Annotated in this window: 13 protein-coding genes, 1 tRNA gene and 1 pseudogene; 7 read left to right on the forward strand and 8 right to left on the reverse strand. The window is 67.1% G+C overall.

Features of this window, described 5'->3' with window-relative positions; genetic code table 11:
• Positions 1–3 precede the first annotated feature (3 nt).
• Both ABIN76_RS16860 and ABIN76_RS16865 read left to right on the forward strand, forming a co-directional pair.
• The gene (locus ABIN76_RS16860) at positions 4–852 is read left to right on the forward strand and encodes an SPFH domain-containing protein (RefSeq protein ID WP_346960818.1); all 849 of its coding nucleotides are present in this window, start codon (positions 4–6) and stop codon (positions 850–852) included.
• Positions 853–912: 60 nt separating this feature from the next.
• Positions 913–1,677 (forward strand): peroxide stress protein YaaA, encoded by a 765-nt coding sequence (locus ABIN76_RS16865; RefSeq protein ID WP_346960819.1) that lies wholly within the window; start codon positions 913–915, stop codon positions 1,675–1,677.
• A 16-nt stretch (positions 1,678–1,693) separates the two neighbouring features.
• Here the strand turns inward: ABIN76_RS16865 and ABIN76_RS16870 are convergent, their stop codons facing one another.
• Entirely contained in the window at positions 1,694–2,431 is a 738-nt protein-coding gene (locus tag ABIN76_RS16870) for a C4-type zinc ribbon domain-containing protein (protein WP_346960820.1), read from the reverse strand.
• 123 nt (positions 2,432–2,554) lie between these two features.
• A complete protein-coding gene (locus ABIN76_RS16875) occupies positions 2,555–3,448 on the reverse strand; it encodes a Nif3-like dinuclear metal center hexameric protein (RefSeq protein ID WP_346960821.1) in 894 nt (297 codons plus the stop codon).
• Between the two features lie 110 nt (positions 3,449–3,558).
• Here ABIN76_RS16875 and msrA point away from each other — a divergent pair, with 110 nt between their 5' ends.
• The 3 genes from msrA to epsC all read left to right on the forward strand — a co-directional run bounded on the left by msrA (position 3,559) and on the right by epsC (position 5,705).
• The gene (gene msrA / locus ABIN76_RS16880) at positions 3,559–4,083 is read left to right on the forward strand and encodes a peptide-methionine (S)-S-oxide reductase MsrA (protein ID WP_346960822.1); all 525 of its coding nucleotides are present in this window, start codon (positions 3,559–3,561) and stop codon (positions 4,081–4,083) included.
• Positions 4,084–4,150: 67 nt separating this feature from the next.
• Positions 4,151–5,086 carry a cysteine synthase A gene (cysK, locus tag ABIN76_RS16885; RefSeq protein WP_346960823.1) on the forward strand — a complete coding sequence of 312 codons (936 nt, stop codon included), beginning with the start codon at positions 4,151–4,153 and terminating at the stop codon, positions 5,084–5,086.
• A gap of 34 nt (positions 5,087–5,120) precedes the next feature.
• Positions 5,121–5,705: a serine O-acetyltransferase EpsC gene (gene epsC, locus ABIN76_RS16890; protein WP_138769044.1), complete on the forward strand. Its 585-nt coding sequence runs from the start codon at positions 5,121–5,123 to the stop codon at positions 5,703–5,705.
• Positions 5,706–5,779: 74 nt separating this feature from the next.
• Here the strand turns inward: epsC and gndA are convergent, their stop codons facing one another.
• Positions 5,780–7,216, reverse strand: coding sequence for an NADP-dependent phosphogluconate dehydrogenase (gene gndA, locus ABIN76_RS16895; protein ID WP_346960824.1), 1,437 nt, complete (start codon positions 7,214–7,216; stop codon positions 5,780–5,782).
• A gap of 227 nt (positions 7,217–7,443) precedes the next feature.
• Here gndA and ABIN76_RS16900 point away from each other — a divergent pair, with 227 nt between their 5' ends.
• Entirely contained in the window at positions 7,444–8,172 is a 729-nt protein-coding gene (locus ABIN76_RS16900) for an FCD domain-containing protein (protein WP_346960825.1), read from the forward strand.
• A gap of 175 nt (positions 8,173–8,347) precedes the next feature.
• On the opposite strand, the gene ABIN76_RS16905 is transcribed toward ABIN76_RS16900, so the two are convergent.
• The 5 genes from ABIN76_RS16905 to ABIN76_RS16925 form a co-directional block, all read right to left on the reverse strand.
• Positions 8,348–8,638 (reverse strand): hypothetical protein, encoded by a 291-nt coding sequence (locus ABIN76_RS16905; RefSeq protein WP_346960826.1) that lies wholly within the window; start codon positions 8,636–8,638, stop codon positions 8,348–8,350.
• Between the two features lie 118 nt (positions 8,639–8,756).
• Positions 8,757–8,829 (reverse strand) — tRNA-Val (locus ABIN76_RS16910).
• A 100-nt stretch (positions 8,830–8,929) separates the two neighbouring features.
• On the reverse strand, positions 8,930–9,850 hold the full coding sequence (locus tag ABIN76_RS16915; protein WP_346960827.1) for an NAD-dependent protein deacetylase: 921 nt from the start codon (positions 9,848–9,850) through the stop codon (positions 8,930–8,932).
• 13 nt (positions 9,851–9,863) lie between these two features.
• Positions 9,864–10,367 (reverse strand): peroxiredoxin, encoded by a 504-nt coding sequence (locus ABIN76_RS16920; protein WP_346960828.1) that lies wholly within the window; start codon positions 10,365–10,367, stop codon positions 9,864–9,866.
• Positions 10,364–10,783, reverse strand: coding sequence for a DUF3052 domain-containing protein (locus ABIN76_RS16925; RefSeq protein WP_346960829.1), 420 nt, complete (start codon positions 10,781–10,783; stop codon positions 10,364–10,366). Before ABIN76_RS16925 ends, ABIN76_RS16920 begins: the two co-directional genes overlap by 4 nt.
• 426 nt (positions 10,784–11,209) lie before the next feature.
• Between ABIN76_RS16925 and ABIN76_RS16930 the strand changes: the two are divergent.
• Positions 11,210–11,671: pseudogene (locus ABIN76_RS16930) on the forward strand (pyruvate dehydrogenase (acetyl-transferring), homodimeric type); the annotation flags it as partial.

Raw genomic sequence — 11,671 nt, forward strand, 5'->3', positions numbered from 1 at the left:
CGGATGGATTTTACCGCCGTCGTTATTTGGCTGATCGTCGCGGCCGCGCTCCTGATCGTGGCCCGCATGTCGATCCGGATTGTCCGCCAGTACGAGCAGGGTGTGTTGTTCCGCCTGGGACGGGTGATCGGCGTCCGGATGCCCGGCCTGCGCTTCATCATCCCGGTGATCGACAGACTGCAGCTGGTCAGCCTGCGGATCGTGACCATGCCGATCCAGTCGCAGGGCATCATCACCCAGGACAACGTCAGTGTGGACATCTCCGCCGTGGCCTACTATCGGGTGATCGACGCCGTGAAGTCGGTCGTGGCGATCGAGAACGTGGCCGCCGCGATCAACCAGATCGCGCAGACCACGCTCCGGAAAGTTGTCGGCCGGCACAGCCTGGACCAGACGCTATCCGAGACGGAACACATCAACAGCGATATCCGCGAAATCCTCGACGCCCTCACACTGGAGTGGGGCGTCGAGGTCACCCTCGTGGAGCTCAAAGACATCCAGTTGCCGGAGAGCATGAAGCGGGCCATGGCCCGGCAGGCCGAGGCGGAGCGGGAAAAGCGGGCCAAGATCATCGCCGCCGAGGGTGAGGCGATCGCCGCCGCGGCGCTCGGCGAGGCGTCGGACACGATGATGGCCCACCCGCTGGCCCTGCAGCTGCGGAACCTCCAGTCCCTAGTGGAGATTGCGGTGGACAAGAACTCGACCGTCGTCTTCCCGGCGCCGCTGATGAGTACCATCGGCGAGCTGTCCGCCTTCCTGGCCCGTGAAACCAAGGCCGCTGCGGTCGAGTCCGCGCGTCCGGCGGCAAACCCGGCCCCGGTGGCACCACCGGCACCCATCCAGGCCGCCTAGACCGGCACCACGGCTCTCCGGCCAGCCGGAACGCCCGCGGCCCGCCGGTAGGATCGTACGGTGCTGATTCTGCTGCCGCCCTCCGAAGGCAAAACCCCCGCGACCCGCGGCGACGCCGTCGACCCGGCGTCGCTGAGCTTTCCCGGCCTCAACGCCTACCGCGCGAAGGTCCTCGAGGCGCTCGGCACCGTCAGCGCCCACGAGGATGCCCTGGCGCTGCTCGGCGTCGGAGCCTCACTGAAGGCCGACGTCGAGCGCAACACGCGCCTGCACGCCGAGCCCGCCGCGCCCGCCCATCAGGTGTATTCCGGCGTGCTGTACGACGCCCTGGACTACCGTTCACTGACTCCGGCGCAGCGGAAGAAAGCCGACGCGTCCGTGCTGGTGATCTCCGCGCTCTGGGGTGCAATCCGGTTCGCGGACCGGGTGCCGGCGTACCGGTTGTCGATGGGTACGGCCCTGCCCGACGTCGGACGGCTGGCTTCCTTCTGGAAACCGCAGCTGACCGAGGCACTCGCTGACGCGACGGCCGGGGAGCTGCGGGTTGATTGCCGCTCCAGCACCTACGCCGCGGCGTGGGCTCCCCCGCCGGAACAGACCGTGGCCGTGAACGTCTTCACCGAGGTCAACGGGGTCCGCAAGGTGGTGAGCCACTTCGCCAAGCACACCCGCGGCGAGCTGGCCCGGCACCTGCTGACCCGGCGCGGCAAGGCCCCGCAGACCCCGGCGCAACTACGGCAGGCCGCCGCCGAAAAGTGGGCCGCGGAGCTGGTCGAGGGCACGGCGCGGAAGCCGCACACCCTCAACCTCCTCCTGCCCAGCTAGCTGGCAGTCCGGCTGGCTAGGCCCACTCGGCGGAGCGGACCAGGATGCAGCCGGAGTCGGGGCAAAAGACGATGTCGTCCTCGGCGGCGGCCTTGATCTCGGCGAGGTCGCCGGGGCTCAGCTGCATGCCGGAACCCTCGGAGGTGCCGTGGAAGAGCCGGGCCGCGCCGACGCCGCGCTTGGCAAGCGTCTTCTCGTAAACGGCGAGCATGCCCGCGTCCAGTCCCTCGGCGAACTCGGCACGCTGGCCGCGCACCACGGTCATCTCCGCGGCCACTTCGGCCAGCTGCTCGTCCAGTTCGGCGCGGATGGTGCCGAAGGAGCCCTGGATGTCGTCAACGATCTGCTGCTGCGTGGCCTGGCGCAGGCGCAGCGAGTCCAGCCGTTCCAGGACCTCAAGCTCCACGTCCTCCAGGTCCGAGCGGCGCTTGTTCAGGGACGCGATGTCACGCTGCAGGGCCACGAGGTCCTTGGACAGACCGGTGCCGCTGTTGAGCTTGGCCTCGTCGCGTTCGATCCGGGAGGCGACCTGCTCGACGTCGGCCTCGGCGCGTTTGAGTTCGAGCTCGGCGTCGTGCACCGCCACCTTCGCGCCACCGAGTTCGCCGTTGGCGACGCTGAGGGCAGCCTCCAGGTCGGTGATCCGGGAATCGCTTTCAAGGCCGCGGCGGCGGTTGGACAGGGACTTGAGCCTGGCATCGAGTCCCTGCAATTCGAGCAACTTCAACTGTTCCGCCGGTGCTGCCTTGGCCACTATTTCCTCCGCTTGTTCACTTACCGGCCTAGGCCGGGCGCCCTACCGGCGCTCCCTAGACTCTAGCGCCTAGCGTGCTCCCCGGCCTCGCTACGCTCACCCGGGGCCCCTCGCACGCGAGGCTTAGCCCGGAGTCAGAATGAAGTCCCAGGGGTCGCTGTTGGTGCTGCTGACCCGGATCTCGATGTCGTGCCCCTGGTCCGTCAGCACATTCCCCAGGGCCTCGGCGGCCGCCGGCAGCCACAACCACTCGCTGGCGAAGTGCGAGACGTCGATCAGGTAGGGCCGGTCATTGACGGCGGCCTCGCGCGCCTCCGACGCCGGATGGTGGCGCAGGTCCGCGGTGAGGTAGACATCGGCGTTGCTCGCGCGGACCTCGTTGAAGAGTGAATCGCCGGCGCCGCCGCACAGCGCCACCCGGCGCACCAGGCCGTCCCGGTCGCCGGAGACCCGGACACCGCCGGCGACGGAGGGCAGGATGCCGAACACGCGCGCGGCGAAGTCACCCAGCGTCTGGACGTCGGCGAGGTCGCCGACCCGGCCGATGCCCTCCTCCGGAAGGCCGTTCGCGGCCGGCGTCAGCGGCACCACATCCTGCAGGCCCAGCGCGTCGGCCAGCACATCTGAGACGCCGCCGACGGCGGAATCACCGTTGGTGTGGACCGTCAGCAGGGCGGTCCCGGACTCGATCAGCCGGTGCACGGCCTTGCCCTTGGGGGTGTTGGCCGCGACGGAGGTGACGCCCTTCAGCAGCAGGGGGTGGTGCGTGATGAGCAGTTCGGCGCCCCAGGCGACAGCCTCCTCGATGACTTCAAGGGTGGGGTCGACGGCGAAGAGGATCCTGTTCACCTCGGCGGACGGGTGCCCCGCCACGAGGCCCACCTCGTCCCACCCCTCCGCCAGCGATTCGGGCCAGAGTTCCTCGACGGCCAGCAGGATCATGCCCAGCGTGGCAGCCTTGCCGGGGCCTGCGGCTTCGGCGGGCTGTTCTGAAACGTCGGTGTTCTCAGCTTCCATACCCTTATTTTTACCCTATCCGCGGGCCCGGCCACCGTGCCGGGAGTCCCGGATGCGCCTTGAATCCCGGGTTCGGGAATGATCCGGGGCGTTCGTCCATTGAACAGGACATGAGAACTTTCGTCCTCGGCGGGGGCTGCTTTTGGTGCCTCGACGCCGTCTACCAGAAGACCAAAGGTGTCAGCTCGGTCGTTTCGGGCTACACCGGCGGCCATGACCGCACCCCCGACTACTACTCCGTGTGCTCCGGGACCACCGGGCACGCCGAGGTGGTGGCGGTGACGTTCGACGAGGAGGTAATCCCGGCCGAAGTCATCCTGGACATGTTCTTCGCCCTGCACGATCCCACCACGCTGAACCGCCAGGGCTACGACGTCGGCACCCAGTACCGCTCCTCGATGTTCTACGAGACCACCGAAGAAAAGATCCTCTTCGAGGAAGCGATCGACCGGAACCAGGAATTGTGGGCGCAGCCGATCGTCACCGAGGTGAGCCGGCTGCCGGTCTTCCACGTGGCCGAGGATTTCCACCAGGACTACTACGCAAAATACCCCGAGCAGGGCTACTGCCAGGTGATCATCAACCCGAAGCTGGCGAAGGCCAGGAAATATTACTCTGCATGGCTTAATGCTTAGCTAGGCCCTGAGCGCCATCGTTAGGCTGACCTTAGAATTCCCTCTTCACAGATAGGCACATATACCCATGGCACGGATCTATGACGATGTTACCCAGCTGGTCGGCGGCACGCCGCTGGTCCGCCTCAACCGGCTGAGCGAAGGCCTGGACGCCACGGTGGCGGTCAAGCTGGAGTTCTACAACCCGGCCAACAGCGTCAAGGACCGGATCGGCGTGGCCATCATCGATGCCGCGGAGAAGTCCGGTGCCCTCAAGCCCGGCGGCACCATCGTCGAGGGAACCTCGGGCAACACCGGCATCGCCCTGGCCATGGTCGGCGCCGCCCGCGGTTACAAGGTCATCCTCACCATGCCGGAGACCATGTCCACGGAGCGCCGCGTGATGCTCCGCGCCTACGGTGCCGAAATTGTGCTGACCCCCGGCTCCGAAGGCATGCGCGGCGCCGTGGAGAAGGCCCAGGAGATCGTCGCCAACACGGAGAACTCCATCTGGGCCCAGCAGTTCGCCAACGAGGCCAACCCCGAGGTGCACCGCCGGACCACGGCCGAGGAAATCTGGACCGACACCGACGGGAAGGTGGACATCTTCGTCGCCGGCGTCGGCACCGGCGGAACCGTCACCGGCGTCGGCCAGGTACTTAAGGAGCGCAAGCCCGACGTGCAGATCGTCGCCGTCGAGCCCAAGGACTCCCCCATCCTCAACGGCGGCAACGCCGGCCCGCACAAGATCCAGGGCCTCGGCGCCAACTTCGTGCCGGAAATCCTGGACACCAACATCTACGACGAGGTCCTCGACGCCACCCTGGAGGACTCGGTCCGCGTGGCACGCGATCTCGGCGTGAAGGAAGGCATCCTCGGCGGCATCTCCTCCGGCGCGATCGTCTGGGCTGCCCTGGAGCTCGCCAAGCGGCCGGAGAACGCCGGTAAGCTGATTGTTGCCATCGTCTGCGACTTCGGGGAGCGCTACATCTCCACCGTGCTGTACGACGACATCCGCGGCTGATTCCAGCCCGCCACAATTTCGTAGAAAGGTCTTTGTGAGCTTCTTCGCAAGGCTGAAGGAAGACCTCGACGCCGCCCGGTCCCACGACCCGGCGGCGCGGGGTTCTTTCGAAAACTTCTTTGCCTACTCCGGCCTGCACGCGATCTGGGCGCACCGCCTGACGCACCGGCTGTGGCAGAACCCCTCGCTGCGCTTTCCGGCGCGGCTGATCTCCCAGCTGGCCCGTTTCCTGACCGGCATCGAGATCCACCCCGGCGCTACAATCGGCCGCCGCTTCTTCATTGACCACGGCATGGGCGTGGTCATCGGCGAGACCGCCGAGATCGGCGAGGACGTCATGATCTACCACGGCGTCACGCTGGGCGGCCGTTCGCTCGCCAAGATCAAGCGGCACCCCACCATCGAGGACCGTGTGGTCATCGGCGCCGGCGCCAAGGTCCTGGGCCCCATCACGATCGGCCGGGACAGCGCCATCGGCGCCAACGCCGTCGTGGTCAAGGACGCCCCGGCCGAGTCGATCCTGACCGGCGTGCCGGCCACCTGGCGGCACCGCGACGCCCAGCGTGAGACCAAGCCCGCCGTCGACCCGGCCGAGTACCTGATCGAATACCGGATCTAAGGCACGCAGTTATAAGACAGCGGCCGGCCCCCCCAAAGCGGGAGCGCCGGCCGCTGTCGCTTAACCGGGCCGGACTAGTGCGTGTCCACCGCGGCGATTTCGGACTTGTCCTCGCCCCAGAGGGTGTGGAAGGTGCCCTCGGTGTCGATGCGGCCGTACGTGTGCGCACCGAAGAGGTCACGCTGGCCCTGAATCACGGCGGCCGGCAGGCGCTTGCGGCGCAGTCCGTCGTAGTAGGCCAGCGAGGAGGAGAACACGGGCACCGGGATGCCGAGCTGCACGGCGGTGGCCACCACGCGGCGCCAGGCCGGCAGGACTTCGGCGATCGCCTTGGTGAAGGCCGGGGCGAACAGCAGGTTGGCCGGCTTCTCCTCCGCGGCGTAGGCCTTGGTGATTTCCTTGAGCAGTTCGGCGCGGATGATGCAGCCGCCACGCCACAGTGAAGCGATCTCGTCCAGCTTGAGGTCCCAGCCGTATTCCTTGGCGGCGGAGGTGAGCATGTCCAGGCCCTGCGCGTAGGAGACCAGCTTGGACGCGTACAGCGCCTGCCGGACGTCCTCGACGAAGGTTTCGGGGACCTCGACGGCGCCCTCGCCGCCGGCGAGCAGCTCCTGGGCCAGCTTGCGCTGCTCCGCCTGGGAGGACAGCGCACGCGCGAACACGGATTCGGCGATGCCCGAGGTCGGGGAACCCAGTTCCAGGGCGGAGATGACCGTCCAGCGGCCGGTGCCCTTCTGGCCGGCGGCATCCACGACGACGTCGACAAACGGCTTGCCGGTTTTAGCGTCAACGTGGCCGAGGACCTCGGCGGAGATCTCGATCAGGAAGGAGGCCAGCTCGCCCTTGTTCCATTCGGCGAAGATCTTGGACTGCTCGGCCGGCTCGATGCCGGCGCCGGAGCGCAGCAGGTCGAAGGCCTCGCCGATGACCTGCATGTCGGCGTATTCGATGCCGTTGTGCACCATCTTGACGAAGTGGCCGGCGCCGTCGGTGCCGATCCAGGCGCAGCAGGGCTGGCCGTCGACGTGCGCCGCGATCTTTTCCAGCAGCGGGCCGAGTGCCTTGTAGGACTCCTTGGAACCGCCGGGCATGATCGAGGGGCCGTTGAGGGCCCCTTCCTCGCCGCCGGAGACGCCGATGCCGACGAAGTGCAGGTCCTTTTTGGCGAGGGCGGCTTCGCGGCGGCGGGTGTCCTCATAGTGCGAGTTGCCGGCGTCGATGATGATGTCGCCGGGCTCCAGCAGCGGTTCGAGCTGCTCAATCACGGAGTCCACCGGCTTACCGGCCTTGACCATGATCAGCACGCGGCGCGGCTTCTCCAGCGAGTCAACGAGTTCCTGCAGCGTCTCGGTGCGGACGAAGTCGCCGTCCTGGCCGTGCTTTTCGAGGAGCGCGTCGGTTTTCTCCACGGACCGGTTGTGCAGGGCAACGGTGAAGCCGTTACGGGCCAGGTTCCGGGCCAGGTTGGCCCCCATCACCGCAAGGCCGGTGACACCGATGTGTGCTGACATCAAAACTCCAATTCATTCTGTGCATCGAGTGCAATTCGTCCCGCACTTGCTGCGGTACACGCTTCTTGGGCTCAGTGGCTGTCAATAAACCATATGTATTTCCGCGGCGTGCCGGAAAGCAGCGACCACGTGGCGGAAAACGGCGCGTCACAAACAGTCTATGATTTTCGGCGGCCACTGTGCCCCCAGCCGCGGGGATCCCGGTTGGCGCCACTATGCTTACGACTATGTCGACCAGCCTCCATCACCGCGCCATCGAGCATCTGGGAGCCCGCATCGTCGCCGGCGACCTCCCCGCCGGCCACGTCATGCTGGCCGAGCACCTCGAGGACGAGCTGAAAGTCTCCCGCTCAGTGGTCCGCGAGGCGGTCCGCGTCCTGCAGTCCCTGGGGCTGGTGGAGACCATCAAACGCGTCGGCATCCGGGTGCTGCCCGCCAGCCGGTGGAACCCCTTCGACCCGCTCGTGATCCGCTGGCGCCTGGCCGGCGAAGGCCGCGGCGCCCAGCTGCGCTCCCTGGCCGAGCTGCGCACCGCGGTGGAACCGGTGGCGGCCGAACTGGCCGCCGGCAACGCCCCGGAAGACCTCCGCGGCGAACTCGTGGAAATCTCGCACGCCATGCGGGAGGCCGGCGTGGCCGGCGACGTGCCGCGGTTCCTGGACCTGGACATCCGCTTCCATTCCCTGCTGCTGGCCGGCTCGGGCAACGAGATGTTCGCCAACATGGTCGGCCAAGTGGCCGAGACCCTGACCGGCCGCACGGTGCACGGCCTGATGCCGGACCATCCGCGCGCCTCCGCGCTGCAGTGGCACGTGGACGTGGCGGAGGCGATTGCGGCCGGCAACGGCGCGGCCGCCCGCGAGGCCTCCAGCAAGATCATGCGCGAGACGATCGCCGACATGGAACCCAGCTGGAAAGACCAGCCCCGCGTCTTCGTCCCGGTCCAGCGCCGCTAGGGCTGCCGCGCCGGCGGACCCCCGGATTAGTCCCGACGATGGCCAAATTCAACCGCTAGGCGTTTCACATTTGGACGCATTCACGGTATATTTCTTACAAGCCTTCCACCGCGGCATCCCCCAATAGTCGCGGTGGAAGGCTTTTCCATTGCCAGCAGGCTTTTCCATGTGGTCTTCACGCGGCGTCCGCCACGGCTTCCCGGAGCCGCCAGCCCCCGCCCAGGCCGTCCCGGATGATTTCCATCGTGGTCAGGGCCGATCCGGGGTTTTTGCCCAGCCGGACCTGGACCTGCCACACCTCGACGTCGACCCGGCTCAGGCCCCTGGGCATCCGGCGTTCGGCCTCCCACCAGCTCACCCGCTCAAACCAGCGCACCGGCTCCGCGCCGACCACCCATTCGCGGCCGCCGCGGACCACCGCCAGCGGGTACCCGTCCGGGCCGGTCTTCACCATCACATGTTCCATGCCAGCGACAGTACGGGCGGGCACCGACATCCTGGGCGGCCGTGAGGGCCGCAGAAAAGGCGCAGCAAAAACCCCGCCGTGGCTGGCGCTAGGCCTGCCGCGACGGGGTTCTGATGGGTGGGTCCTACCGGGATCGAACCGATGACATCCACGGTGTAAACGTGGCGCTCTACCAGCTGAGCTAAAGACCCAAGGTGTTGTTTCCGCACCTCAGTGCGTCAACCAACGAACAATGACTCTACCGGAAACGGCGGCGGAAACGCCAATCGGCGGCAGCCCCGCCTGCGGGCGTCAGAGGCCCGGGAGTTCCGCGGCGAGCCAGGTCAGCGATTCACTGACGCCGGCCTCCAGCTTGATCGTGGCCAGGTCGTCGCCGCGGGTCTGTCCCCGGTTGATGATGACCACGGGCTTGCCCTGCTTGGCCGCGTGCCGGACAAAGCGCAGTCCGCTCATCACGGTCAGGGAGGACCCCGCCACCAGCAGGGCCGCCGCGGCGTCCACCATGGCGTAGGAGCGCTCCACCCGGTCTTTGGGGACGTTTTCGCCGAAATAGACGAAGTCCGGTTTCAGGGTGCCGCCGCAGGCCGGACAGTTCGCGACGACGAAGCCTGCGATCAGGTCCGAGTCCTCCACGGTCGCGTCGGCGTCGGGCGCCATTTCCACCACGCCGGCCGCGAGTGCTTCGGCCAGGAAGCCGGGGTTGAGCTCCTCCAGCACACCGGCCAGCAGCGAACGGCTGTAGCGGCGCTGGCAGGCCAGGCAGACCACCTGGTCGAACCGGCCGTGCAGGTCCACCACGTTCACGCTTCCGGCGTCCTCGTGCAGGCGGTCGACGTTCTGCGTGATCAGGCCGGTGAGGAGCCCGCGGTGCTCCAGCCGGGCGGCTGCCGCGTGGCCGTCATTGGGGTCGGCCCGGCGCAGATGCGACCAGCCGATGTGGTTCCGGGCCCAGTAGCGCCGGCGGTTTTCGGGTTCGCCGATGAATTCCTGGTAGGTCATCGGCGCCCTCGGGGCCGCCCCGGGGCCGCGGTAGTCCGGGATGCCCGAGTCCGTGCTGAGCCCCGCGCCGGTCAGCAGCGCAAACGGCTCCCCCGCGAGGACGCCGTGGATTTCCCGCAGGACCTCGAGTTCGCTGCGCGCCGGTTCGGCGGCAGGGACCGGCGGCAGGCTGGCAAAACCAGTCATGCCTACCCCGGGCCGCCGCTGCCTCACGCCGTCTCCCCCGTCAGTTCCCTGCGAGACCCGCCAGCGCGGCGCGGTACTCGGTGAAATCCCGGGCCTGGCCGCGGGGGTTCACCACGACGTAGCGGACCGTTCCGTGCGCATCGATGATAAAGGTGCCGCGTTTGGCCATGCCGCTGTCCGGATCGAAAACGCCGTACCGCTGGGCCACCGCGCCGTGCGGCCAAAAGTCCGCCAGGAGGTCGAAGGAGTAGCCTTCCTTCTCCGCGTAGGCGCGCTGCGCGAACTTGCTGTCCACCGAGATGCCCAGCACGGCGGCGTCGGCGTCCTCGAAGAGCGCAAGGTTGTCGCGGATTTCGCAGAGCTCACCGGTGCAAATACCGGAGAACGCAAACGGGAAGAACACGAGCACCACATTGCGTCCGCGCAGTTCAGAAAACCGGACCGGCTCGCCAAACTGGTTGGCGAGCTCAAAGTCGGGGGCGGCCTGGCCGACGGCGGGCACGGCGGCCGGCAACGACAGCGTTTCCACGCCCGCTTGGGTCACTTGTTCTTCCGCGTGACCAGCCGGGTGGCGCTCCAGTCGCGGGACACACCCGCGGACGTCGTGCAGTGCAGCCCTGCGGTGGGGGCGGCGTCCTGGATATCCGACGGAGACACGTAGCCGTCCCGGCCGTTCTTCGGGGTCAGCACCCAGACCACCCCGCCCTCAGTCAGGGAGGTGAGCGAATCGACGAGGGTGTCCACGAGATCGCCGTCGCCGTCGCGCCACCAGAGAATGGCGGCGTCTACAACCTCGTGGTCGTCCTCATCGAAGAGTTCCGAGCCGGTGAGGTCCTCGATGTCGTCACGCAAGTCGAAGTCGACGTCGTCGTCGTAACCGAATTCCTGAATCAGATCTCCATTTTTGAAACCCAATTTTTCCGCCACATTTACCGAAGTGGCGGCGTCGGCCTCGCTCACGTGTTACTCCTATGCTGTTCATGCGTCTGCTGTTTGCAACCGCCGGTGTACTGCCTGGTGGTGCTAGTGATTTCCATTACTACAAGCCAACACCCTTTGAGCCTCTGCTTCAAGCTGCTGACCCCGCGATCCGCCATATTCTGCGTCACACCGGCCGTTCCGGGGACCCCGGAGGGGCTCCACGTCACAGAACCAGTATGCCCGTGAAATACGGCGGCGGCCCCATGCGGCGGCTACGCATCCGCGGACTCACACGGCTAGAGTGGCTGATGACGACTATGCCTGCGCGGACATCCGCCCGCTGATACAGGCGGGCATGGTTGTGATTGGACCTAGCCCGGCGTACAGGACCGGGCTGCTGTTACCGATATGTCGCACACGTCGCGTTCACGCCAGGCAGTTACCCTGCCGGAGCTGAGGGTGCCGATGAATGCGCTCAAAGAGAGGTTGGACGTGGCTGCAGGAGAAGATACCTCCCATATCCTCAGCGGGTTGACTAACCAGCTGCCTGATCGTGATCCGGAAGAGACCGCCGAATGGCTGGAGTCCCTGGACACACTGATTCAGGAACAGGGCACCGAGCGTGCCCAGTACATCATGCGCAGCCTGCTCCAGCGGGCCGGTGCACAGAGCGTGGGCGTACCGATGGTGACCACCACGGACTACGTCAACACCATCCCGGTGGACCAGGAAGCGCCGTTCCCCGGCGATGAGGAGATCGAACGCAAGTACCGCGCATGGCTGCGCTGGAACGCCGCCGTAATGGTGCACCGCTCCCAGCGGCCCGAAATCGGCGTCGGCGGACACATCTCCACCTACGCCGGCGCGGCGACCCTCTACGAGGTCGGCTTCAACCACTTCTTCCGCGGCAAGGACCACCCCGGCGGC

It is taken from the genome of uncultured Arthrobacter sp., assembly GCF_964021775.1.
In the GTDB taxonomy this organism is placed as follows: Bacteria; Actinomycetota; Actinomycetes; order Actinomycetales; family Micrococcaceae; genus Arthrobacter.